Annotated in this window: 23 protein-coding genes; 12 read left to right on the top strand and 11 right to left on the bottom strand. The window is 31.4% G+C overall.

Annotated features, from left to right (window positions below; translation table 11 throughout):
• Positions 1-48 precede the first annotated feature (48 nt).
• From hemE to KO500_RS14195, 6 genes are all read left to right on the top strand, one after another.
• Positions 49-1,074 (top strand): uroporphyrinogen decarboxylase, encoded by a 1,026-nt coding sequence (gene hemE, locus KO500_RS14220; RefSeq protein WP_215957230.1) that lies wholly within the window; start codon positions 49-51, stop codon positions 1,072-1,074.
• A gap of 11 nt (positions 1,075-1,085) precedes the next feature.
• Positions 1,086-1,850, top strand: a complete 765-nt coding sequence (locus KO500_RS14215) for an EI24 domain-containing protein (RefSeq protein ID WP_215957229.1) — start codon at positions 1,086-1,088, stop codon at positions 1,848-1,850.
• 30 nt (positions 1,851-1,880) lie between these two features.
• The gene (locus KO500_RS14210; RefSeq protein WP_215957228.1) at positions 1,881-2,420 is read left to right on the top strand and encodes a GNAT family N-acetyltransferase; all 540 of its coding nucleotides are present in this window, start codon (positions 1,881-1,883) and stop codon (positions 2,418-2,420) included.
• Entirely contained in the window at positions 2,410-3,312 is a 903-nt protein-coding gene (hemF, locus tag KO500_RS14205; protein ID WP_215957227.1) for an oxygen-dependent coproporphyrinogen oxidase, read from the top strand. Before KO500_RS14210 ends, hemF begins: the two co-directional genes overlap by 11 nt.
• A 112-nt stretch (positions 3,313-3,424) precedes the next feature.
• On the top strand, positions 3,425-4,183 hold the full coding sequence (locus KO500_RS14200) for an RluA family pseudouridine synthase (protein WP_252732526.1): 759 nt from the start codon (positions 3,425-3,427) through the stop codon (positions 4,181-4,183).
• Position 4,184: 1 nt separating this feature from the next.
• A complete protein-coding gene (locus KO500_RS14195) occupies positions 4,185-4,580 on the top strand; it encodes a YchJ family protein (RefSeq protein ID WP_215957226.1) in 396 nt (131 codons plus the stop codon).
• A 51-nt stretch (positions 4,581-4,631) separates the two neighbouring features.
• Here KO500_RS14195 and KO500_RS14190 read toward each other — a convergent pair whose 3' ends face one another.
• Together KO500_RS14190 and KO500_RS14185 are read right to left on the bottom strand one after the other, a co-directional pair.
• Positions 4,632-8,237 carry an ABC transporter permease/M1 family aminopeptidase gene (locus KO500_RS14190; protein WP_215957225.1) on the bottom strand — a complete coding sequence of 1,202 codons (3,606 nt, stop codon included), beginning with the start codon at positions 8,235-8,237 and terminating at the stop codon, positions 4,632-4,634.
• Positions 8,238-8,239: 2 nt separating this feature from the next.
• On the bottom strand, positions 8,240-9,118 hold the full coding sequence (locus KO500_RS14185) for an ABC transporter ATP-binding protein (protein ID WP_215957224.1): 879 nt from the start codon (positions 9,116-9,118) through the stop codon (positions 8,240-8,242).
• 162 nt (positions 9,119-9,280) lie between these two features.
• Here KO500_RS14185 and hemB point away from each other — a divergent pair, with 162 nt between their 5' ends.
• The 5 genes from hemB (at position 9,281) to KO500_RS14160 (ending at position 13,075) form a co-directional block, all read left to right on the top strand.
• A complete protein-coding gene (gene hemB / locus KO500_RS14180; protein ID WP_215957223.1) occupies positions 9,281-10,267 on the top strand; it encodes a porphobilinogen synthase in 987 nt (328 codons plus the stop codon).
• A gap of 83 nt (positions 10,268-10,350) precedes the next feature.
• Positions 10,351-11,466, top strand: a complete 1,116-nt coding sequence (locus KO500_RS14175; protein ID WP_215957222.1) for a CNNM domain-containing protein — start codon at positions 10,351-10,353, stop codon at positions 11,464-11,466.
• Between the two features lies 1 nt (position 11,467).
• On the top strand, positions 11,468-11,944 hold the full coding sequence (locus tag KO500_RS14170; protein WP_215957221.1) for a methylated-DNA--[protein]-cysteine S-methyltransferase: 477 nt from the start codon (positions 11,468-11,470) through the stop codon (positions 11,942-11,944).
• Between the two features lie 247 nt (positions 11,945-12,191).
• Entirely contained in the window at positions 12,192-12,359 is a 168-nt protein-coding gene (locus tag KO500_RS14165; protein ID WP_215957220.1) for a hypothetical protein, read from the top strand.
• 2 nt (positions 12,360-12,361) lie between these two features.
• A complete protein-coding gene (locus tag KO500_RS14160) occupies positions 12,362-13,075 on the top strand; it encodes a 3'-5' exonuclease (RefSeq protein ID WP_215957219.1) in 714 nt (237 codons plus the stop codon).
• Between the two features lie 130 nt (positions 13,076-13,205).
• Here KO500_RS14160 and KO500_RS14155 read toward each other — a convergent pair whose 3' ends face one another.
• Both KO500_RS14155 and KO500_RS14150 read right to left on the bottom strand, forming a co-directional pair.
• A complete protein-coding gene (locus KO500_RS14155; RefSeq protein WP_215957218.1) occupies positions 13,206-15,419 on the bottom strand; it encodes a S8 family serine peptidase in 2,214 nt (737 codons plus the stop codon).
• Between the two features lie 141 nt (positions 15,420-15,560).
• The gene (locus KO500_RS14150; RefSeq protein WP_215957217.1) at positions 15,561-16,535 is read right to left on the bottom strand and encodes an endonuclease; all 975 of its coding nucleotides are present in this window, start codon (positions 16,533-16,535) and stop codon (positions 15,561-15,563) included.
• A 75-nt stretch (positions 16,536-16,610) separates the two neighbouring features.
• On the opposite strand from KO500_RS14150, the gene hflX reads away from it, so the two are divergent.
• Positions 16,611-17,822 (top strand): GTPase HflX, encoded by a 1,212-nt coding sequence (hflX, locus tag KO500_RS14145; protein ID WP_215957216.1) that lies wholly within the window; start codon positions 16,611-16,613, stop codon positions 17,820-17,822.
• A gap of 390 nt (positions 17,823-18,212) precedes the next feature.
• Here the strand turns inward: hflX and KO500_RS14140 are convergent, their stop codons facing one another.
• The 7 genes from KO500_RS14140 to KO500_RS14110 form a co-directional block, all read right to left on the bottom strand.
• Positions 18,213-18,590 carry a PH domain-containing protein gene (locus KO500_RS14140; RefSeq protein WP_215957215.1) on the bottom strand — a complete coding sequence of 126 codons (378 nt, stop codon included), beginning with the start codon at positions 18,588-18,590 and terminating at the stop codon, positions 18,213-18,215.
• A gap of 80 nt (positions 18,591-18,670) precedes the next feature.
• Positions 18,671-19,099, bottom strand: a complete 429-nt coding sequence (locus KO500_RS14135; protein WP_215957214.1) for a DUF1330 domain-containing protein — start codon at positions 19,097-19,099, stop codon at positions 18,671-18,673.
• 498 nt (positions 19,100-19,597) lie between these two features.
• Complete coding sequence (locus tag KO500_RS14130; protein WP_215957213.1) at positions 19,598-19,870, bottom strand: hypothetical protein; 273 nt, start codon at positions 19,868-19,870, stop codon at positions 19,598-19,600.
• 108 nt (positions 19,871-19,978) lie between these two features.
• Positions 19,979-20,080 (bottom strand): YgaP family membrane protein, encoded by a 102-nt coding sequence (locus KO500_RS14125; protein ID WP_215957212.1) that lies wholly within the window; start codon positions 20,078-20,080, stop codon positions 19,979-19,981.
• Between the two features lie 308 nt (positions 20,081-20,388).
• Positions 20,389-22,431 (bottom strand): OmpA family protein, encoded by a 2,043-nt coding sequence (locus KO500_RS14120; protein WP_215957211.1) that lies wholly within the window; start codon positions 22,429-22,431, stop codon positions 20,389-20,391.
• 10 nt (positions 22,432-22,441) lie between these two features.
• A complete protein-coding gene (locus KO500_RS14115) occupies positions 22,442-23,362 on the bottom strand; it encodes a PorP/SprF family type IX secretion system membrane protein (protein WP_215957210.1) in 921 nt (306 codons plus the stop codon).
• 22 nt (positions 23,363-23,384) lie between these two features.
• On the bottom strand, positions 23,385-26,704 hold a 3,320-nt coding region (locus tag KO500_RS14110; protein WP_215957209.1), incomplete at its 5' end, for a gliding motility-associated C-terminal domain-containing protein.

Here is a 26,704-nt window from a genome sequence, read left to right as displayed (position 1 = left end):
ACCAATTAGTTTATTTAAAAAAATAATTCAACAAATAGTAAAGAAAAAATGATAAAAAACGATTTATTCTTAAGAGCATTAAAAGGTGAAATTGTAGAACGTCCACCAGTTTGGATGATGAGACAAGCAGGTAGATACTTACCTGAATTTATGGAAATAAAAAAAGAATATGACTTTTTTACTAGATGCCAGACTCCTGAATTAGCTTCAGAGATTACGGTACAACCCATTCGCAGATATGGTATGGATGCTGCCATTTTATTTTCTGATATTCTTGTTATTCCTCAAGCGATGAATATTGAAGTACAAATGAAACCAGATTTTGGGCCTTATTTACCAAAACCTATTCGTACCCAAAAAGATGTTGACAATATAATAGTACCTGATGTTGAAATTGCTCTAGACTATGTAATGAAGGCAATTAAGGCCACAAAAGAAAAACTGGATGATGAAATACCATTAATTGGTTTTGCAGGTTCACCGTGGACAATTTTATGCTACTGTGTACAAGGGCAAGGAAGTAAAACATTTGACAAAGCAAAAGAGCTTTGTTTTACACAACCAATGGTAGCACATCAATTATTACAGAAAATAACAGATACTACCATTGCCTATTTAAAAGCTAAAGTAAAAGCTGGTGTAAATGCCGTTCAGGTATTTGATTCTTGGGGTGGCATGCTATCGCCAACAGATTACAATGAGTTTTCATGGAAATATATACAGCAAATTATTGATGCCTTAAAAGATGAAACACCAGTAATTGTTTTTGGTAAAGGTTGTTGGTTCGCATTAGGAGATATGGCAAAATCAGGTGCTTCTGCTTTAGGTGTAGATTGGACATGTTCAGCTAGAAATGCACGTTACTTAACTGGAAACAGCATTACATTACAAGGTAATTTTGATCCTGCACGATTATTATCACCTCCTGGAGATATAAAAAAGATGGTTACACAAATGATTAATGAGTTTGGTAAAGACAAGTATGTTGTGAATTTAGGTCACGGAATTTTACCTAATATTCCAATAGATAATGCAAAAGCTTTTGTAGATGCCGTCAAAGAGTATAAAGGATAAATCAAACAAATATGATTAAAAATATACTGATAGGAATTAAATCATATGGAGGTAGTTTAAAGCTAATTTCAGAATTAAAACTTTGGAATTATTTTTATATACCGGTTGTTATAAGCTTAATTACAGCTGTAATAATTGGCTTTGCAGCCTTTAGTTTATCAACACCTATTGGTAATTTTATAGCTAATATTTGGGTTTGGGGCTATGGTAAAGATATATTCATAAGCTTTTCAACAGTAATAGGAGCTATTTTAGTTTTAATTATTGGCTTAATAGTATACAAACATATCATATTAGCATTATCGGCACCTTTTATGAGTCCTGTTTCCGAGAAAATAGAAAAACATATATTGGGTACAGATATTCATTCACATACCAATTCTAATTTCTCAGAACAATTATGGAGAGGTATTAAAATTAATGCTCGAAATTTAGGAAAAGAGCTCCTGTATACAATACCGTTATTATTATTAAAATTTATTCCAATAGTAAATATATTTTCAACAATAGCAGTGTTTTTAGTTCAAGCCTATTATGCCGGTTTCGGGGGTATGGATTATACTCTTGAACGTCATTTAAATTATAAAGAAAGTATTCTATTCGTAAAAAAGAATAGAGGAATAGCTATTGGAAATGGTATCGTATTTATGCTTTTTCTATTAATACCGGTAATTGGAATATTAATTGTACTTCCATTATCAGTAACGGCTGCTTCAAAAAAAACAATTAGTATATTAAACAGCAATAATAATAGTAATCTACTTAATATTAAGTAGATTACTATTATTATTTAAAATTAAAGTTTAATGATTTTTAATGATGAAATATTTACAATTGAAGCGATTAGCACTAAAGATAGTTGGCGATTATGTGATTTTATCGTTACAAATTCAGATCGACTAAAAAGATATTTCACTAAAACTCTTCAACAAAATTTAAACCCTGCATTATCTGAAATATTTGTTGAACTCAAGGTTAAACAGTTTATAAATAAAAATGAATTTTTATTTACTTTAAAAGAAAAATCTAATAAAAGAATTATTGGTTTATGCTATGTAAAAGAAATCAACTGGGATTTAAATATAGCAGAATTGGCATACTGTATTGATTATCAATTTGAAGGAAAAGGAATTACAACGAAAACCATTCAGTATATTTCAAAATATTGTAATGAAGAATTAGATCTAAGAACATTACGAATTATTGCACACAAAACCAATTTAGGAAGCATTAAAGTAGCGGAAAAATCTAATTTCAAATGGATAAAAACATTATCAAATGAACATACCCCGCCAAATGAAGCTCCATTAGATATGGAATTATATGAATTATATTATGAAAGATAAATTTTACACATACATTCAGCAACTACAAGATACCATAACATCAAAACTTGAACAAGTTGATGGAACAGCTAAATTTCAAGAAGATATTTGGGAAAGGCCTGAAGGTGGTGGTGGTAGAACCCGTGTAATTGAAAATGGAGAAGTTTTTGAGAAAGGTGGCGTAAATATATCAGGCGTTCATGGGGCTTTACCAGATAGTATGCAGAAGTATTTTGACGTTAAAGATGCTGATTTTTTCGCTTGTGGTTTGAGTTTAGTTCTCCACCCAAAAAACCCAATGGTACCAACTGTACATGCTAACTGGCGTTATTTTGAAATGTATGATAAAGAAGGTAACATAGTTGATCAATGGTTTGGTGGAGGTCAAGACCTTACACCATATTATTTATTTGATGAAGATGCCATTCATTTTCATTCTGTTTGCAAAAAAGCTTGTGATTTACACAATCCTGACTTTCACACAACTTATAAGAAAAAATGTGATGAATACTTCTGGAATGCGCACCGCAACGAAGCTCGTGGCTTAGGTGGTTTATTCTTTGACTATTGTAAAGCTACTGAAGAAATGCAAATGCAAGACTGGTATAATTTTGTTACAGAAGTTGGAAATAGCTTTTTAGAAGCATACGTACCAATCGTAAACAAAAGAAAAGAATTAAGTTATTCTAATGAACAACGCAAATGGCAAGAAATACGTCGTGGTCGTTATGTAGAATTTAATTTAGTACATGACAAAGGCACTTTATTTGGTTTAAAGACTAATGGTCGAATCGAGAGTATTTTGATGAGTCTACCTTCGCATGTACAATGGGTATATGACCATAAACCAGAAGAAGGTTCTGAAGAGGCCAAATTATTAACTGTTTTAGAAACTCCTAAAAATTGGGTTTAAACATTTTCCTATAATACTAAAAGAAACACATATCGTACCTGATCAAAATATACCAATCAGATTATCTGATTACGCAAGAAGTATATTTATTACCGTTCCTAGCAGAGCTGGTATGAAAAAAGCAATCCAGAAAAAATATGTGAAAGTTAATAATATTATAGCTGAGACAGCAACACTTTTACAGGGTGGAGAAACTATTTCGCTTTATGGTTTAGAAGGTACAAAACCCGTTTTTGAAAAGAAAATAGACGTGATTTTTGAAGACGAGCATATTGCAATAGTATACAAACCTGCAGGTATATTGGTAAGTGGTAATAAGTTTCAAACTTTAGAAAATACTTTACCGTATAATCTGAATAAAAGTAGTGAACCTGATGCTTTAGTACAGACATTACCTGTTCACAGACTAGATTATCCAACTACAGGATTATTATTAATAGGAAAAACTGCAAAAGCTGTAATTCTATTAAAAAAAATGTTTGAAAATAAATTAATTGACAAAACCTATACTGCTGTAACTTATGGCGAAATGCCTATTAAAGGTGTTATTTATGATTCAATTGATGAAAAAGACGCGACCTCAGCATATAAAGTACTTGAAACATTAAAATCTGAACGGTATAATTTTTTAAATTTAGTAGAATTATATCCAAAAACAGGAAGAAGGCATCAATTACGCAAACATTTAGCAAGTATTGGAACTCCAATATTTGGTGATTTAGATTATGGAATAGAAGGCCTCATATCAAAAGGTAATGGCTTGTACCTACATGCTAGTAATTTAAAATTTAAGCACCCGATTACATGTGAAAAATTAGATATAACAGCTCCATTACCTAAAAAATTCAAACGCTTATTTAGTACCTTTTAAAATGCAAAATAATATATGCCCTTGTGGCTCTAAGAATAAATATACCGATTGTTGTAAAATAGCTCATACAGCAATTAGCAAGGTTAAAACTGCAGAACAGCTAATGCGCTCACGTTATACAGCTTTTACCATGGCAAATGGTGATTATTTAATGAAGAGCCATCATTCTACTACACGACCAATAAAAGATAAAAAGGCAATTGAAATATGGGCTAAATCTGTAAACTGGATTCGCCTTGAGGTTTTAGAAACTAAAAACGGTTTAGAAATAGATACTAAAGGAACGGTAACTTTCAATGCCTACTATTTTGAAAATGGAAACGTAGAAGTAATTCACGAAAAATCTGCTTTTGTAAAAGAAAACGATAATTGGATGTATTTAGGTTTAGCAAAATAAAAAAGTAAGATTTGCAACCTTGTTTTTTTATTTTTTCTACTCAATAGCCTCCTACTCCTCTACTTTCTTTAAATTATCGTCGGAATTACGATCTATCAATTTATTATAAGGGTCAATCCCGGCTTTTAAAGGTTTTTCGTCAGTAGTAACAGTAAACGTATTTTCTCCTGTATTTAACCACTCTAGTTTAAAGTAAAGTGGGCTTTTAATAGTTACTCCTTCATCATTAGTAATATCTTCTCCAAAAAGTCCAATATCAACCAGATTCTTTTTGTCATCTACTTTCTCTTCTTTCCCTTTATCATCGTAATATATTTTCTTAGAATTTACTGTAAACGTAGTTTCCCATTTGCCATTAGCTAATTTTTTGGTTGAAGCATTTAAAACCCTATTTTCATACAATACAATCTCTTTGAAACCATCATTTACTTTATACTTTAGAGAGTCTGGAGTAACTGAATTGATAGCATCATATAAATCTTGTGAAGATGCATAATAGCCCTTCTCATTATATTTAAATTCTTCTAAAAATTTCTTAAGTCCGGAATTAATAACGTCCTCCCCTATTACATCTTGTAAATCGTACATAATCATAGACCCTTTTTCATACCAAATATACTGACCGGTTTCAACATCTATTAAAGGACGTTCCGGCTTAAAACTAGATTTCCGGCTAGATAAATAATTATCTAAAGAGTTTTTCAAAAATGTTTTAATTGCATTTTCACCATACTGATGCTTCATAGTCATTAACGAAACGTATTCAGCTAATGTTTCTGAAATTATATTGGCCCCTGAAGTTTTACTCGGTGTAACAATATGTCCCCACCATTGGTGTGCAACCTCATGAGAAGTAACCCGAAAAGCATAATTAAAACTTTCTGAACTTGAAAAATCGGCAACAAACCCAAAATTTTCTGAATATGGTATTGTTGTAGGGAACGATTGTGCAAAATTAGAATGTGCAGGAAACTCAATTACTCTAATAACTGAATACGGATATTCATAAAAATTATTAGAATTATAGTCTAATGCAACTTTCACTCCTTTAATAAAATATTCTAAATTTCTCTTGTGTTTCGGTGAATGATAAATTTCAATATTTACTTTTTTACCACTTGGTGCTATCCAATAATCTTTTTCAATATCATAATTTGCTGAGACAAAATTGAAAAAATAATCTGATTTACCTTCAAGTTTATAATGGTAATAACTTCTATCATTATCTTCCCATTTCTTGGTCAGTAAACCTGGTGCAACGGCAATTTGCCCTTTGGCGGTACTTACAGTTGCTTCAAAACTTAAATAATCGCCATCTTCATTAAAAATATTCTGTTTTAAAGCCAAACTATCTGTTCGTGGAGGAAACAGAAAATCAAGCTCTTCTAAATCATATTTTTTACGAACTCCATTTTCAGATAAAGAACGTTCATAATGAAAAGTTGGAAAGATTGAATAATTGAAAAATGATCCGTTTTCTAACACTTCGCTCTCTAAACTATTTGTAAAACCATGTGTAGTTGCTTTTGTTTCAATGAGCATTGGAACAGTATCATTAGGTTGCAAAGTTTTTGGTAATTTATAAATGTACATTCTATAAGCGTCATCAGCTAAAAAAGGCTCAATTTCCACACCATCAAAAACAACTTTTTCAATTTTGGTGTCAACAATACCAAATGTTATTTCCATTAAAAGAGTATCTAAAGGAGTTTCATATTTGTTTGTTACTAGAAACTCTCCCTTAGCACTAATGTTTCTATCCTTTGGAAAAATATCAATAGTAGCTTTTAAATCCACAACTTTAATATGTGGCTGATTTAAAAACTTACCATATTTTTTTTCTGAATCTGCATTTAAATTTTCGCTATAATTACCATCTTCAATTTTATTTAAAACTTTTAAATTATAATAGCTATACCCTGCAACCGAAATAAAAGCAACAACAAAAAACAAAATATATGCTATTGTTTTACCAGAAAAACGCTTTTTTGCTAATATTAAACGCTCTTCAATTGAAGAATAAAAACCTCTGCTCCAAAAAAGTTTTCCGATTAAGGCCAAAATTGTTAAGGCTAGTATCCAGTATAAAGCCACCCAAAAGTTTCCTTTCAAATAGTGACCAAATCCATTTAAATCACTTATAAAGCTAGGCAATGATGAACCAAAAACTACTAATGGATTATTTGTTTTAAATGCAAGTTGTGCAATTATTGGTAAACCTACATAAATCAAAATAACTATAAAGTGCCCTAAAAATTTATTATTTACAATTACATGAATAAAAAATGCTAACAATAAAGTAATTAAGAATGTTGGAAGAATATAAAATATATTAAATGTAAGTGCCATTCCTAACTCATAATCAAAATACCCATTTACAGTTTGGTATAAAACACCTACTACAATATTTAAAACTATTAAGATTAATGAAACACCTAATAAAGCAATGATTTTAGAGACATATAAAGTGGTATTTGATACAGGTAATGCATCGTAAAATTCAAAAGTTTTATTCTTTCTGGTTCTATGTACCGCCTCACCTGAATACATAACCAAAATAACCATAGAAAAAATAGAAATTCCTCCTGAAATAAGGCTTACAATATATCTTGTGAGCGGTAAAGAGCTTGTGCTATATGTTTCATTTCCATTATATGCGAAGAAACATGCTAAAACAATACCGATTAGTATAAGCAATAAGAAAATAGGATCTTTTACAATTGATAAAAATTCAATTTTAGATAATGATAAAAGGTTAGTAAAACGTGCTTTTTTATCAAAAACTTGAACAATAGTTGGCTTAGTTTCCGGTGCTTTATAAACATCATCAGCTTCTTTAATAGATTTTTTATTCTTAGAAATTAAAAACTTTTTAAAAGAAAATTTAACGAGAGTAAAAACAAATAACAAAAGAGAAAGTGATAGCCATAATAGTCTATTAATACCAAACTCACCGAATACTGTAAGCTGTTTTGTATTTAATTCATCAATAGACCAGTAACGTGTTATATAAGTAAGAGCATCAATTCCGAAAGGGTCCGAATAAAGCGAAAGCCATTGTATGTCTAAGCTCTCAATTAGTTGGTTAGATACACTTGTTAGTATTAATAAAGTAATCCCTCCTAAATATAAAATTGACATTTTTTTGTAAAAAGTCATTAGGGTAAAAAACAAAACTCCTATCAAAAATGAATTTATTACTAACAGAAAAATAAAAGGATTAAAATATGAGACAAAGTTAAAGCCACAATATGTACCGTAATCTGGCCTGTTCAATAATGAACCCAATGTAAAACCAATAATAGTACCAACTATAGCGCCAATATTCATAATAGTAACAATAGTAAAACTACCAAAAAAACGTCCTAGAATATAACCTTTTTCAGTTATAGGAAATGTGAAATAAGTTTGTGCCGTTTTATGATCTTCATCTCTATAAACGGCAACTCCCATAATTGCAGCATAAAAGAATACATACAGTAAACTCATATTCCCTAAAACATCAATTATAGCATTTGGGCTATTGGTGAATTCCGCGGTAATTGATCTATTAAGTACCGCTAACAGAAGCGGTATAATAAACATTAAAAAAGTATATATATAAGTTGCAGGTCTTCTTAAACGGTATTTTAGTTCAAATAGAAATATTTCTTTCATAACTATAATACAATTTGAGGTTGGTTAATACTGTAGAAATAAAAATCTTCTAAATCATTATTAATTAACTCGAAACCTTCACCAGGTGCAAAATCACTAAATACATTCACGTTCATTTTACCGTTATGCAAATAGTTAGAAAGTACCATATATTCTGATTGGTATTTTTCAACTTCATTTTTCGTTATTGTTTTACGGTAAACCTTACCATCAAGTGAACTTGCTAATTCTTGAGGATGCCCTTGTACACTTATAGCTCCTTGATTAAATACGGCCATGTTACTACATAGGTTTACTACATCATCAACAATATGTGTTGATAATATAACTACAGCATCTTCACCCAACTCACTTAGCAAATTATGAAAACGATTACGCTCTAATGGGTCTAAACCAGCTGTAGGTTCATCAACTATTATAAGTTTTGGGTTTCCTATTAATGCTTGTGCAATTCCAAAACGCTGACGCATACCACCAGAAAAATCACCTAAATTTCTTTTTCTAAACTTATACAAATTAACTTTCTGTAATAAATCTGCCACATATGTTTTACGATCACTTTTATGATGAATTCCTTTAATTTTAGCAATATGATTTAGCATCATTTCTGCCGAAACTTTTGGGTAAACACCAAAATCTTGTGGTAAATACCCCAAAACCTTTCTCAGTTCTTCTGGTTGATCAAATACATCAATACCATCAAACTCAATGCTACCGCTATCTGCAATTTGCAACGTAGAAATTGTTCGCATTAGTGTAGACTTACCAGCACCGTTTGGCCCAAGTAAACCAAACATACCTTTATTAATTTCAAGAGTTACATTGTTAAGTGCTTTAGTACCATTTGGGTAAGTTTTACTTAGGTTTTGAATCGAAAGCATATTGAGTATCTGTTAACAGTTAGTTGTTCTTAATGAGTAAGTAGTCTAAATCTTAATAATGTTACAAAAAATTTATGTTTTTGAAAAGCCTGTACCTTCTTTTATTTGAAAGGGTTGCTTTATCTTTGTAATAACAAATAATTATCACAAAATTATATTCATATGTACCCATTAGTAAGAAATAGAAGGCTTCGTAAAAATGAAACCATACGTAGTTTAGTGCGCGAAACTATTATCTCTCCAAATGATTTTTTAGTTCCTTTATTTATTGTTGAAGGAAAAGGTGTTAAAGAAGAAATTGCTTCTATGCCAAACTATTATAGGTATAGTTTAGATCTTATTAAAAAAGAGGTAAAAGAACTTTGGAATATGGGTTTACGTTCTGTTTTACTTTTTGTAAAAGTGCCAGATGAGTTAAAAGATAATAAAGGTGCTGAAGTTACCAATGAAAATGGTTTAATGCAACGTGCCATTAAAACGATAAAAGATACTTGCCCAGAAATGATTGTAATGACTGACGTTGCTTTTGATCCATATTCAAAATATGGGCATGATGGTATTGTTGAAAACGGATTAATTTTAAACGATGAAACATCAGAACTTTTGGCAGAAATGAGTGTTTCACATGCAGAAGCTGGTGCTGATTTTGTTGCGCCTAGTGATATGATGGATGGTAGAATACTTACTATTCGTGAAGCTTTAGAGGATGAAGGTTTTACAAATACAGGTATTATGAGTTATAGTGCCAAATATGCAAGTGCTTTTTACGGTCCTTTTCGCGATGCATTAGATTCTGCTCCTGTAGATGCTCAAAACATACCTAAAGACAAAAAAACATACCAAATGGATTATGCTAATCGATTTGAAGCGATTAGAGAAACACAATTAGATATTGAAGAAGGTGCAGATATTGTTATGGTAAAACCAGGACTTTGCTATTTAGATATCGTTCGTGAAATTAAAAATGAAGTTGATGTTCCTGTTGCAGTATACCAAGTAAGTGGTGAATATGCGATGGTAAAAGCTGCTGCCGCACAAGGTTGGTTAGATCATGATGCTGTTATGATGGAACAATTAACGGCAATTAAAAGAGCAGGAGCTAATATTATAGCAAGTTATTTTGCTAAAGATGCTGTGAAACTTTTATAAATTGCTTATCAAAATACAATTAGAATCAAATAAGTTAAAAAAAAGTATAATAATTGGTATCTTAGGTTTTTCAAATTTAACATATGAGTCTTTTAATATTTTACGCAGTAATATCTATATTTTTCTCTTTTCTATGCTCAATTCTTGAAGCTGTTTTATTGAGTATCACACCTACTTTTATAAACGTTAATATTAAAGATGGTAAAGCTTTTGCTACCACGCTTGAAGAACTAAAAAAAGATGTTGATAAGCCTTTAATTGCCATTTTAACTATTAACACCATTGCACATACTGTAGGTGCCATATTGGTTGGTGTACAAGCTAAAGTTGCTTACGCAGAACTATACGGTTCTACACAAAGTACAGTTTTAGGTGTTACTTTTACTGAAGACTTAATGGTAGGTATTGTTTCTACTGTAATGACAATTTTAATTTTAATTGCTTCTGAGATTATACCTAAAACAATTGGTGCAACGTACTGGAGACAATTGGCAAATTTTACTGCAAAGTCATTAAAAATAATGGTCCTGGTTTTAAAATGGACTGGTTTACTATGGATTTTACAACTGTTCACTAAACTTGTTGGAGGAAAAGGGCATCATGGCAGTGTACTAAGTAGAGAAGATTTTACTGCAATGACTGATATTGCTCATGAAGAAGGAGTTTTTCAAAAATCTGAATCTACTATTATTAAAAACCTTTTGCGCTTTGATGAAGTACTTGTAAAAGATGTAATGACACCTAGAGCTGTTGTAAAAATTGCTTCTGACAAGCAAACAATAGGTTCTTTTTTTGAAGAAAACCCAAAATTAAGATTCTCTCGTATTCCTGTTTATACTGATAAGGTAGATAATATTACTGGTTTTGTTTTAAAAGATGTTATTCTTGAAGAGATTATTAAAAAGAATGATAACATACCATTATCTGAAATAAAAAGAGATATTGTTATTGCTAAAAGAGACACACCAATACCACAGCTTTTTGATATGTTAATTGCCAAAAGAGAGCATATTGCCTTAGTTGTTGATGAATATGGATCTGTAAGTGGTTTAGTTACGGTAGAAGATGTAATCGAAACACTTTTAGGCCTTGAAATTATGGATGAAAGTGACAGCGTTGCTGATTTACAAGTACTAGCTAGAAAAAACTGGGAAAATAGAGCTAAAGAAAGTGGTATTATTGATAAGGATTTAAAATAAAATGAAAGATTTTGTTTTTGTACCAACACCTTTAGGTATTGCCAAGCTTGTTGGTGACGAAAACGGACTTTCAGAAATTACTGTTTTAAACGCAACAGAACCAATAACAGATATTGTTCCTGAAGTATTAGAAGACGCGGTATATCAATTAAAAGAATACTTTGAAGGTAAACGAAAAAATTTTTCTTTAGACTTAAACCCAGATGGAACAGATTTTCAAAAACGAGTCTGGAAAGCACTTGAAGAAATACCTTATGGGAAAACCACTTCTTATTTAGAGCTCTCAAAAACATTAGGTGACACCAAAGCAATTAGAGCTGTTGCTAATGCAAATGGTAAAAATCCATTATGGATTATCGTGCCTTGCCATCGTGTTATTGGTAGCGATGGATCATTAACTGGTTATGCGGGTGGTTTGCAACGTAAACAATGGCTTTTAGAGCACGAAAGTCCGTTTAAACAGACCTCTTTATTCTAATTTTTACAAACCACTTGGTTTGTATATTGGTGACATTAGCTATATTCTCACCATGTTTTTACCGTTAATCGATACTAAAATACCTAAAAAAGTAGTTTTATATTACATGGATTTACTTCCAGCTATTAAAAACCAACTAGTTAGTTTGTTCTGTGTAATTTAATATCTATTGAAAAATCCGAAAAAAATCACTATAAACTGGGAGTTTATCAACTTAACTTTGATAAGTAACCAAATAAATTTCTAAATGAAAAATCCATCATTATACAACATTACCAGTAAAGCAGAAAGTGCTTTAAATCGTTTTCCTCTTATAATTAACTGGTCTATTTTAGGTTCAATTTATTTTATTATTGAAATTGAAGAATCCTCTTTTGAGCTTTTAAATGTCCTATTATTCATTAAAGAAAACTAAACATGTTACAAAAAATAAACCTTGAACATATTTTATTTTTAGATATTGAAACCGTTCCTGAGCAAGAAAATTTTAATGCGCTTAATGATGATAAAAAAGAACTATGGGAACAAAAGTCACAATACCAACGTAAAGATGATTTTACTGCCGAAGAGTTTTATGAGCGTGCCGGTATTTGGGCAGAGTTTGGAAAAATAATATGCATTTCTGTTGGATACTTTAATAATAATCAAGAAAGTAGAAGTTTCAGAGTTACTACTTTTCATGGTGATGAAGCAAAATTATTAACTGAATTTAAAAAATTATTAGAAGGGCATTTTAGTGCTCAAAAATATATGCTTTGTGGTCACAATGCTAAAGAATTTGACTTCCCTTTTATTGCTAGAAGAATGTTGATTAACCAAATTGATTTGCCTTATAAACTAAATATGTTTGGTAAAAAACCATGGGAAATTCCGCATATAGATACTATGGAATTGTGGAAATTTGGTGATTTTAAACATTTTACCTCATTAAAGCTTATGGCTAATGTTTTAGGAATACCTTCACCAAAAGGTGATATTGACGGGAGTATGGTTCGTGAAGTTTTTTATGTTGATAATGATATGAACCGAATTGTAAAATACTGTGAGCTTGATGTAGTTACTACAGCACAAGTATTTTTAAGACTTAGAAATGAAAAATTACTTGAAATCCACGAAATTAAAAATGTGTAATGTTTACTATGCTCCTTATTACTCAACTTTTCTAAAATCAATAACCATTCTTATATTAAAATAAGCTTTTAGTGACTTTAAGCAGAATAAAAGAATGGGGGAACTTCCTTCGCGATTGATCTTCATAATATTAGTTTTTTATAAATTTCATTGAATGTTGCTCACCATCTTCAAAAATGGTTAATGAGTATAAACCAGATGATAAACTGTTTACTTCAATAGCTTCATTATCTACTTTTCCATTTTTTAATACTGTACCCGAACTTGAAATAATACTATAATAAGCATTTTCACTTAACTCACCATTTACGCTTATTTGCTCTACGGTAGGGTTAGGATAAACAGTATATTTTAATTCTTTTTGAATGGCTAACTCTTCTTTTGTTAATTCGAAAGCTAGATCTGTATCTAAACCATTAAAAACAAAGCTTTTAACCATTGAGAAATCTGAAAAAATATTCATTGAACAATTTGTTCTTACTTGCACTTCATAAGCTTTACCTAAAGTTAAACCTTCTAATTGCACCATATTTTCTTCAGGAAAAAGAGTAGTCCATTCTTCTGAATTTTCTTCTTTGTATTCTACTTCGTAAAATGAATCTTCAGTTGCTTTCCAATCAACCATAATACTTGTTTCATCTACTGATGCAATTCCTATTTCTTCAGGAGCTTCCGCAGTACACGCTGTTAAACTTACATTTGAAACAATTAATGAAAAATTTTGAATATCATTTGTAATAGAACCTTTGTGACTAACCGTAATTGTGTAAGTACCTGATGCATTTTCTATTTCAATTTTTTCAAAAGGATCTACTAAGTTGTCACCTTTAGTTGCATCAGCACCAGCTACTTTAGCATTTAATTTCCAAGGAAAGTATTCGTTATTATTCTCGTCAGTAATTCTAATATCTAAATCATTTACTAATGCCGCTGTCGTATTGTTTAATTCACCTTTATTAATATATGTACCTGCTGGGTCTGTCCATGAAATTGAAGCCAATAATGTTTCGTTATCTTTTGCATCAACAGTAAAAGTATAGTTTTCTCCTTCTGCTAAGCTTTCTTCCGCAATTATACTTGTAAACTCATCATTAGTAATAATCTCTGCCGCATTTTTAGCATTGATAACTCCCCAACCCATTTTATAATCCGGACCTTTTTCATTTACATCATCAGCACTATGCAATACCAAACCTTTTAAAGTAGCCGCTTTCATAAACGTACTATTTAATTTTGAATAATATTCTTGTAACAACAACATTGTACTTGTAATTCCTGGTGCTGCCATTGACGTACCTGTATAAGTATCGTAACTAGAATTATCCGTTGCTTCACTTGAGTAAATATTTGCACCACAACCAGCAATATCTGGCTTAATACGACCATCATCAATAGGACCAAGACTACTATAAGTTGCTACTTCAGCATCTTTTAAATTACCGTCATTATCTACATTAGTATCAACAGCAGCAACATTAATTCCGTTTTTTGAAGTGGAAAATCCTAATAACAAATCAAAACCATCAGAGTTTTTTCCATAAATTGGAGTATCGTTATATTTTAAACTTTGTGCATTACCTGCTGCAGTTACCATTAAATAATAAGGAGCGTTATACATAATTTCATCCCAATCTTGTGATACTTGTATATAAGCACCAAAGTACCAATCAGGCACATTATTTGGTTGAATACCGTATGAATGGTTTGAAAGTAATAAACCATCTGCTGCAGCGGCAGTTACCTCAACTTTATCTGCACTCCAGTCATTAGTTACTGCAGTAGCATTGTAAGCAACACCTTTAGCTTTTGATTTTATTCCAGAAGATATCATAGTGCCCAAAACCATTGTCGCATGGTCACTTATTATTGAAGCTTCATCTGCAATAGTAGCTCTTGAATTAAATTCTTGGTGAGTAGGTAATGCAGCTCCAGAATCCCAAACGCCAACTTGCATTCCTGTACCACTAAGTCCTAAATCTAACAAACCACCTTCATATAAAGTGTTTGCTCTTGATATAGCACTGGTATTATCACTAAACGTACTGTAATACAAAGGCGTTCCATCTTCTCCAATATCAACCAAAGAAACATCTTCTCCTGTTGCTAACTTTTCAGAAAGCTTCAACCCATTTGCCTTTGCATAGGCGTTTAGTTTAATTTGCTTAGCATCAAACTCTTTAACGAATTTTGCGCTTACACTACTTAAATTTCGTGCGCTGTACTCAGACGATATACGTCTCTTCGATTCTTTGGTTTGTGCCGTCGCAAATGTTATATTACCAATAGCAAATAACATTAAAAAAGACATACAAACGCTCTTTGGGAAAGCAGTTGTGTAATCCATTTTGTAGGTTTAGTAAGATTTGGACTACAAATATATGTCAAATACACAAAACAGTCGTTAAAGAACGTGATTTTTTCGATGAAATACACTCAATTTGTTATTTCACAGTATTTTAGCCTCATTTTTTAAAGAAAATGAGACTTATTTATTAAATTTTAATTGAATATATACCGGAAAATGGTCACTATAACCGCCCATATAACGTCTACCTACATACGTTCTATACGGGCTACCTTTAAATTTACCTTTAAATTCAGTTAAAAAATGCTCATCAAAAATATTTGCAACATGGTAACTATGGGTCTTTTTTTCAAAATTTAAAAAACTATGCGAAATAATAATTTGATCAAAAAGCATCCAATTGAATTTGTAATTAGCACTACCCCTTTTTGGTGTTTGAAGTTTTTCCATTGGGTTGTACAAATTCTTTGTGTCCACTAAATTTTTTATGCTCTTTGTTTTTGGCCCATCATTGAAATCACCCATCACTATATAGTTAGGGTCTGAATATTTCTCTTCTATAGTTTCCATAAAAAAGATCAAGGTTTCTGAAGCTTTAATTCGTTTATACTCCGTTTCATCACCACCATCGCGCCTAGACGGCCAATGATTTACAAAAACATGTACATCTTCATTATTTAATTTACCATGCACATACAAAATATCCCTAGTCATATCTTGAGCGCCGTCTAAATTATTAACAATTAAAGGTAATGGTTTTGAGCTAATTACTTTAAAATAACGCTTATCATAAATAAGCGCATTATCTATACCACGCTCATCTGGCGAATCATAATGCAAATATGCATAATCTTCTTTTTTCAAATCTTCAACATTAATAAGGTCTCTCAGGGCTGTTTTGTTTTCGACCTCTGCTACACCAATAAGTACAGGCGCTTTTCCTGAAGTATTCTTGCCTATTTTTGCTATAGTACTCGCTAATTTGTTTAACTTACTTTTGTATCGTTTTGGAGTCCAATTTAATCTTCCATTAGGAGTAAAATCACTATCTAATTTTTTAGGATCATTAATTGTATCAAAAAGATTTTCTAAATTGTAGAAGGCAATTGTAAAAAGACTTTTATTGTCTTTTTTTTTAAAATAAGAAAAAAGCATAATTTTAGAACTAGACTTTCAAAAATACAAAATAGCTACAGTAGTATTCATTAGATTTGTACTTTAATTTAGTATATGTTAGAGCAAAAGGAAATAGATTATGAACGCACGGTACTAATCGGCGTTGTGAATAGAGACCAGACAGAAGAAAAGGTAAAAGAATATTTAGATGAGCTAGAGTTCTTAACCTATACTGCTGGTGGCGAAGTATTTAAACGTTTTACTCAAAAAATAGATGTTCCTAACCCTAAAACGTATATTGGGAGTGGAAAAATGAAAGATGTTGAGGCTTATGTTGAAGAGCACAAAATTGGTTGTGTGGTTTTTGATGATGAATTATCACCAGCCCAACAACGTAACATTGAAAAACAATTACGTTGCAAAATATTAGACCGTACCTTACTTATATTAGACATTTTCTCGCAACGCGCACAGACTAGTTATGCCAGAACACAAGTAGAGCTTGCACAATACGAATATTTATTACCAAGATTAACAGGACTTTGGACACACTTAGAAAGACAAAAGGGTGGTATTGGTATGCGTGGACCTGGTGAAACGGAAATTGAAACGGATAGACGTATTGTTCGTGACCGTATTTCATTATTGAAGAAAAAGCTTTTAAAAATTGATAGGCAAATGGAAACCCAACGTGGTAACCGTGGTGCTTTAGTTCGTGTAGCTTTAGTTGGGTATACCAACGTTGGTAAGTCTACCTTAATGAATGTGGTAAGTAAAAGTGAAGTATTTGCCGAAAACAAATTATTTGCAACGCTTGATACTACCGTTCGTAAAGTAGTTATTGGCAACTTACCATTTCTTTTAAGTGATACGGTTGGGTTTATCAGAAAATTACCTACACAATTAGTGGAGAGTTTTAAAGGTACGTTAGATGAGGTACGTGAGGCAGATTTATTATTACACGTTGTTGATATATCACACCCGCAATTTGAAGAACATATAGCCTCTGTAAATAAGATATTAGGGGAAATTGGTTCTTCTGATAAAAAAACGATTATGGTTTTTAATAAAATTGATCAATACGAGCATGAAACTATTGAAGAAGATGATTTAATTACCGAAAAAACTGAAATTCACTACACCCTAAATGAATGGCGCCAAACTTGGATGCGTAAGGTTGGTGATAGAGCTTTATTTATCTCGGCATTAAACAAAGACAATTTAGATGAGTTTAGAAAACGTGTTTATGATGAAGTAAGAGACATTCACGTAACTCGATTTCCGTACAATAACTTTTTGTACCCAGAGCATTTAGATGAATATTAGTACTTAAACATCTAAAAGAATATTAAAAGCCCCTTGAATTAATTCAAGGGGCTTCTAATTCCTACAAATTTAAGACTACAAAAAAAGACAATTTATCGAAAAAAAAAGCGGTTTATATACTCCACAACATTATAAGTCCAGTTCACAACAAACTTTGGTAAAAACAGTAAGGTTCGCACTATCTTTGACATGTAATTAAGTAACAGCCTTTTTCCCCAAAAACTAAGGACGTTATGAAACTACATAACGAGTGTGAAGGTTCCCCAAACCAAAACACGAATTAACAATAGCTAAAGTATTACCCAAATACTTTGAAATCCTACTTATAAAATGCAAAAAACGCTCTCAATTAATTGAGGGCGTTTTTTTATTATATGCTTAAATACAATATTACATCACTTTGCTAGCAAGGTATTTTTGAACCTCATACACATCAATACTTTTATTAAACTTTTTACTTACTGATGGTAAGTTTTCGCTAGAGATCCAAATTTTTAACTCCGCATCTAAATCAAAAGTACCTGAGGTTTCTAATGAAAACCTTGATATACTTTTGTAAGGCATAGATTTGTATTCCACTTTACTGCCTGTAAGCCCTTGAACATCTATTAGAATTAAACGTTTGTTAGTAAACATAAACGTATCACGTAAAAGTTTAAACCCTAATTCAATAGTTTCTGTTTCCATTAACAAACGGCTGTATTTTTCAGTTAGTTTTTCAACAGAAACTTCACTCGCGTTCCCCAATAATTTATTTAATAATCCCATGGTATTTTATAATTAGTTGTTTTTATTTTTTACGATTTAGAGGAATAAAGAAGTTGTTTGATTTTTACCTCAGTTCTTTGTTAGGTGTAGTTTTTTATTTCAGTCGAAGGCAACAATCGAGAATCTTCTAATCCAGCTGTCCTATGTCCCACATTTTGTAAATAATTTTTGTTTTTAGCAAATTCCATAAACTTTAATACAGACTCGTGTTCAACAATCAAAATAGCATCCCATTTTTCAGATTCAGGTCCGATTAGAAAACCATTACTTTTTCCATAATAGATTATTCGACTCCCTACTTTTTTCAATTCAGGTAAAGTATTTTTCATATACAATTTGTATGCTTCTTTACCGCTAACTTCATTGTCAGGTTTTATTTGTCCCAAGTTTGTATAGTCAGCTTTTTGTCGGAACTTTAGCAAGTTCAGCATTACAATTTTCCCTTTATTATGAAAGTCCTGATAGAATTTTTTTCCAGATTCAGGATTTGCATCTATATGTTTGTTCATATTATTTGCGGTTTGGTCAAATTACACCTAACGTACGGATATGTGTACTAGTGCACATATATTTATATATAGCTACTAAAATAGAAAAAGTAATCCTTTTAATAATGTATAAAACCGTAATTACCTACAAATAAAATATAATTACAATTTTTATAGTTCTTGATAATAGCTATAAAAAATGAAAAACTTACATTTTTTATATTACAAAATTTTGCCTTTTACCGAAGAAAAAAGCATTTGGTGAAGCACACAACATTATTGCTTGGCCTCACAACAAAAATAATATCCAAACAATGTGTTGGTTGTATCTTTGACGTGTAGTTGAGTAACAACGTTTTCCCCAAAGAACGTTTGTGATAAAATTACATAACGAGTGTGAAGGTTCCCCGAACCAAAACACGAATTAACAATAAACTGTATTACCCCAATAATACTTTGAAGTCCTACTTACAATATGAAAAAATGCCCTTATTTAAGGGCATTTTTCATTTTATATAGTTAATGTTTATCTGCTACAGTTTCTTTTTTGAGCGCTTTTTCAACTTCTTTGTTCAATTGGTCAGCTAAATTGCGGTACCAATCTAAATGTTTAGACCATTTACCACAACCACCATGGTGTTTAGGGCACATAGTGTCTTCCCATGTTTTAGAGCAATTTGGACATCGTCCAGCGGTATCAAAAGTGTTCCAAACATGACCACAACTACATTGCAAATACGCTCCACCATCTGGTTCCCACTCACATTTTGGGCAAGCTATTTTAACTCTCATAAGCTTCTAGTTTTTGGTAGGTTAAAATATATTTCTTTTAAAATTACAAAAAATAAAAAAAGAATTTACACAAGTCTAAGTGAGAATGGTTTGCAAAAAAATCAGCTTTTATTTAGAATCAATAGGGCAACTTTTAATACCTAATAATGCGTACAACGGACAAAAACTAATAAACCCTTTAATTAAGAAAACTGCAGCTACTACCAACATAATAATTCTTTATCATCAAATTTAGAATACACTTAAATTAGCCCCTCAAGTACAATTAGTGAAACTTTTACATATTCTTCTTCGCATATTAACTCTGTATTTTTTGAAAATACTTCTCTAAAAAATTTATTTGAAATACTCTCAAGCAATAGAAGCTTTAAAAAAGATAATATTTTCTTATCAAATTAGAAGCTGTAGTTAATAAAATTAATTTATCATGTATTTGAAAAATATTTTAAACAAAAAAGCTGAATAATGGTACCATTATTCAGCTTTTTTGTTTAAAATAAACTCTTGTATAATTTAGTTTACATTTTTACAATTATAAATTCAGAACGTCTGTTTTCTTCGTGCTTTTCTCTAGTACACCATTTTGTACTGTCACAATCATTAAGTAGTCGATCTTCACCATAACCAATTGCGCTTTCAATTCTACTTGCATCAATACCTTGTGATATAATATAATCTCTAGATGATTTAGCTCTCTTATCAGATAAATACCTGTTATACTCACTAGCACCACGACTATCTGTGTGAGATTCAATCTTAATAACCATTTCAGGGTATTCAGTCATAACTTCAACTAATTTATCCAATTCTTTAGAGGCATCTTCACGTATAAAAGATTTATCAAAATCGAAATAAATCATATCAACCTTAAGCTTTTTGATATTTTCTTCAATTACAATTAATTCTTTTAATTTTTTAAGTGATATATCTACTATTTCCGTATCATTTAAAGTAGATACAACATTTTGAACATCTTCAAAATATTCCTTTCTGTTAGTTTTGATAGTGTATTTTTTGTTTCCATCTAAATCTTCGAAAACAAAACTTCCATCATCATCTGTTTCAACTTCTTTTAATTTAATGTTATTTTCATCTAATAACATTACAAGTGCTTTAGGCATTTTATCACCTGTTATCAATTCTGTTACTACACCTGCTATAGCAGTATTGTTAACTTCTTCAACTTCTAAACGTTGAAAAGAATAAATATCATCATCACCCTTACCACCAGCTCTATTAGAAGCAAAGTAGCCCTTTTGTGAATCTTTACTTATGATATATGAAAAATCATCTTTATTACTGTTTACAGGTTTACCTACGTTTTTAACTTCTTGAAAACCATCTTCATCAAAAGTAGCCTCAAATACATCTAAACCACCAAGTCCTACATGACCATTTGAAGAAAAATACAGTTTATTTTCTGTTACATATGGAAACATTTCTCTTTTTTCAGTATTAATTTCAGGCCCTAAATTTCTAGGCTCAGAATAAGTGCCATCTTCTAATACATCAACAACAAAAATATCTGAAGCCCCAATACTACCAGGCATATCAGATACAAAATATAATAATTTACCATCAGCACTCAATGCTGGGTGACCTGTAGAATAATCATCGCTATTGAATGATAATTCTGTTGGCTCAGACCAATCATCTTCTTTTTTTACAGACTTATAAATCTTTAAATGGTTTACTCCGTTCTTATCTCTTTTTAACTTTTTCTCATAATTATTTCTTGTAAAATACATTGTATTATTATCAGGAGAAAAAGTAACTGAAGCTTCGTGATATTTAGAATTTATCTCTTTAGAAAATTTAATAGAATTTTTTAAATCTGAAGACTCCTCATTTACTTTAGCTACATATAAATCTAAATAAGGTTGATTATTCCATTTATACTTTCTCGTATTAAATATAGAAGAATCTTTTGCTGAAGCAAAGACAATTTCATCAGTATTATAAAACATCGGAGAGAAATCTGAATATTTACTATTAACACTCAAGTTATTAATAGTAAATAACTCTTTCGAATTTACAATTTCATCTAAAATAGCGGCCTTTTCTTTAATGTAAGACTTTGATTCTGTGGCTTCAAGTTTATTGTACAAACGCATTAACCTCTTAGCCTTTGCGTATTTACCATTACCTTTTAAGGCATGAGAGTATCTAAAATAGTCCTCTGAATTCATTTTACTTTTATAATCACTATAAAGTATATCATACCAATAATATGCTTTTTCCATATTGGTATTATAGTAATAAGCGTCTCCTGCTTTTTTAATTAAACTCGATGAATGGTTACTTTCTTTCTCTAATGCTTTTTCATATAATTCAGCTGCTTCAGCATACCACATTTTATTAAAATAATAATCAGCTTTTTGTACTAATCTGGTATTATTAGGTCGCTCAGAATCTTCTTTATTTTTTTCTTTTAAAGAATTAAGCATATCAATGGTAACATCATCGATAGGAATAGAGTTTGAGTTAACAGTAGCTACACTTTGTTGTGAATAAACACAACAATAAAAGAGCAAAATTAATAATGTGGTAATTTTTTTCATAGTAGGTTATTTAGAAAAATCTTGGGGATTTTAGTATGTTTTCTAATGTTAAAAACTGATAACGCAAAAATATTTCATGAGTACCAGAGTTGTATTGTGTTAAATTATTTATTGTAAAATCATAAGCATAGCCAATACTAAATTGAGGCGTAATTTGGAACCCCATTAAAGCACTTACAGACTCGCTCCACCTATAATTAACGCCAAAATTGAATTTTTCGTATAACAAAAAGTTTGCAGAAGTGTCTACACTTAAAGGTGCACCGTTAATATGTTTTACAAAAATTGAAGGTTTAAATTTTAAATCTCTATTTAAATCTAGAACATAACCTGCAATTAAATAATAATGTATTTTTTCTGAAGCTTCTTGTTCTTGTATTTCATCATACCTAATATCTGTTATAATATTGGGTACAGATAATCCAAAATAAGACCTATCGGTATAATAATAAACCCCCGCACCAATGGTTGGTAATAACTTACTATTAACATTCTGATTAAAAACAGTATCAGGATCCCTATATAAACCTTTAGACCAATCTAAACTAAACATTCTAACTCCTGCTTTAATACCAAGACTTAACCTATCACCTCTTCTATTTAAAATAAGCTGATGGGAATAATTACCATCTATATAAGTCTCTTGCGATGGACCAATATCATCTTGAATAATAGAAAGACCCAATCCATCAAATAAACCAACTGGTTTATCTACACCTACTGAGATTGTTCTAGGTGCACCATCAATACCAACCCATTGATCTCTATACAAACTCAAAATTGCTAGATGACCTCTTGTACCAGCATAACCAGGATTAACTGTCATTGTATTATAATTATACAATGTAAACTGCGGATCTTGTTGGCAATTTGCTTTAATAGCACAAATTAATAATGCTAGAAATAGTATACTTTTTTTAATCTTACTCATTTTTAAAATTTTATAGCTAACATTATCTGATTATATACAACCAACCTGTTCTTGATTTTTCACTACTATCACCTAGGTTTAATAAGTAATAGTAAGTACCTGACGGCAATTTATTTTCACTACCAATTTTAACGCCGTTGGTAGATGTACCATCCCAAGTATTGTTATAATCTTTAGCCTCATATACTTTAGTTCCCCACCTATTAAATATTTGCAAATTATTATTTGGATAATTTTCAATACATTCAATAAAAAAGAAATCATTAGCACCATCGTTATTGGGAGAAAACTCATTAAATACTGTTAAACATTCCTCTTGAGTTACCTCAGGTGTCACTTCATCTCTATCATTGCTAATGTTATCATCGATTTGATCAACATACACAAGTTCTGCTATATTGGTATAATCATCAATTTCAGTAACACCAACTGTCATTTCTAATACAGCGGTTTCTCCAATGTTTACTAAAGGAATATCCCACATACCAATTGACTCATCATAAGTTCCTAAACTTTCTGTATGACTAATAATAGTATATCCATCTGGTAAAACATCTTCAACTCCAACATTAGTTGCTGTATACCCACTATTATTTAAAACAGTTATTGTAAATATTACAACATCGCCCATGTATGTCTGGTCTTTATCTATTGATTTATTAATTTCAAGATCAACTGTAGGAGAATCTATTATATAGTATGCTTCATCATCTTCACTTTGATCTCCATCATCATTGTTAGGAGAAGAATCTGGATCAAATTGATCTGTTGAAATAACTTGAACACTATTTTTATATTCATCTAAAGTATTAGAAGGAGCATTTACTGTTACCTCATAACTAAATACTTGACTGCCAATCGGCATAGTTGCTATAGTCCATTCGATAGTATTACCAGAAACAACACCACCATCATTTACAGAATTAAGCGTATAACCAATTGGTAAAACATCAGCAATAGAAACATTTGTAGCTATACCAGGTCCTTCATTTTCTAACGTAATTTCAAAAACTATGGTATCACCTGCATTAGGATTTGTAATTGAACTACTACTAATTGATTTTGCTATAGTTAAATCTGCAGGAATCAAATCTAAGAATACATTATCTTCATCATCTTCACTCTGATCACCATCATCATTATTAGGGGTTGAATCACTATCATATTCAGTTGCTTGAGTGATTTGAGAAGCATTAAAATATTCATTATTTACATTTATTGGAACATTTACTGTTGCATCAAAAGAAACAGTTACACTATTCCCTGAATTTATGCTCAAGGCTTCCCAAGTAATAATATCACTTGATTGAGTACCTCCATTATTAATTGAGTTTACTGTAAAACCAATTGGTACATAATTTTCAATATTTACGTTTGTGGCATCAGAAGCTCCTGTATTTGTAACTTCAATAAATATAGTAACCACTTCACCGGGATTTGCTTCTGAATCTGAAATTGTGTTTGAAAGCTCTAAGTCAATAACTTTTGGAGTTATATTAACACTATCCTCATCATCTTCACTCTGATCACCATCATCATTAGCGGGAACTGAATCCGGATCGTAATTAATAGTATTTGTAATTTCTGCAATGTTTAAATATTCATTAGAATTTGAAGTAGGAACATTTACTGTTGCACTAATAGCGATAGAAGCAGATGAGCCATTTACTAAATCAGGCAATGTCCAATTTCCATTAGAAGTATCATAATCACCACTAGAAGTGTCACTTACATATGTATAACCAGACGGCAAAATATCATTAACAATAATTCCAGCACTTGAATCAGAAGGTCCATCGTTAGTAACAGTTAATGTAAAGACTACATTACTGCCAACATTCGGTGAATTGTTATCTACGATTTTCGTTAGACTTAAATCTGAAGTAGCGCCAACATAAATTGTAACTGAATCGGTATTATCACATCCTTCCGTATTTGTCCCAACAACTGTATATGTAGTAGTTACTAAAGGAGTGACTGAATCTCCATCAGCTACACCATTATCCCATACATAACTTGATGCTCCAGAACCTGTTAAAGTAACACTTTCACCAGCATTAATTAATGTTGAAGTTGCATTTGCAACAACAGTTGGTAATGCTTTAATTTCTACAACTATTTCTGAACGTGGTCCTTCACAACCATTGGCATTCGTCTGACTTACATAATAAGAAGTATCGCCTACCGTTGCCGTACTTGGCGTTGGAGCTGTTGAGCTTCCAATACCTCCAGTTGCTGTTGTATACCATAATAAATTGGTACCACCAGCTGTTAAAGCACTTGCTGTATCATTTTGACAGTATTCAACATCTGAAACTGTTGGTGCACTTGGCAATGCATTTTGAGTTATTACAACTGCTTCACGTGTACTACTTATACATGCTGTTGTCGTATTTCTTGCTTCTGCATAAAATGTTGTAGCTCCATTTCCTAAACTAGTTGGTTGATAAGTTAAGCTTCCTGTTGAAACCGCTGTTCCGCCAGTTGAGCTAGTATACCAATCTACTGTTTCATCTGAATTTACTGTTACTGATATTGTTGGTATAGTTTCGTCAGCACAATATTCTAAATCACCACTATCTGAACCAGGTTGATTTACTACTGGGCAACTACAGTCTGGCGAAGTAACATTTAATGTATTTTCACATGAAGTTGTTCCGCTTGTTGCAGTAATAACTATATCTGTTCCTGATGAAACGTCTGATATTGTCCAATTATCACTACCATTATTCGTAACTGTTCCTGCTGTACTTGTAACAGTTGACCCAGAACTTACATCAATTGATATAGAATATGTAGTTAAATCTGCAGCACATGTTGCAGCACTTGTTACACTTATTGTCGGTAATGAATTTACTGTTACTACTATTTCTGAACGTGGTCCTTCACAACCATTGGCATTCGTCTGACTTACATAATAAGAAGTATTGCCTACCGTAGCAGTACTTGGCGTTGGAGCTGTTGAGCTTCCAGTACCACCAGTTGCTGTTGTATACCATAATAAATTAGTGCCACCAGCTGTTAAGGCACTTGCTGTATCATTTTGACAATAAACTACAGGACTTGTTACACTTGGTGCAGTAGGTAATGAATTTATGGTAACTATTATTTCTGAACGTGGTCCTTCACAACCATTGGCATTCGTCTGACTTACATAATAAGAAGTATCACCTACGGTTGCTGTACTTGGTGTTGGAGCAGTTGAGCTTCCAATACCACCAGTTGCTGTTGTATACCATAATAAATTGGTACCACCAGCTGTTAAAGCGCTTGCTGTATCATTTTGACAGTATTCAACATCTGAAACTGTTGGTGCACTTGGTAATGCATTTTGAGTTATTA

The organism is Cellulophaga baltica (assembly GCF_018861125.1).
Lineage (GTDB): Bacteria > Bacteroidota > Bacteroidia > Flavobacteriales > Flavobacteriaceae > Cellulophaga > Cellulophaga baltica_A.
The sequence above is the reverse complement of the archived record's forward strand: the minus strand, read 5'-3'. Positions and strand labels throughout refer to the sequence as shown.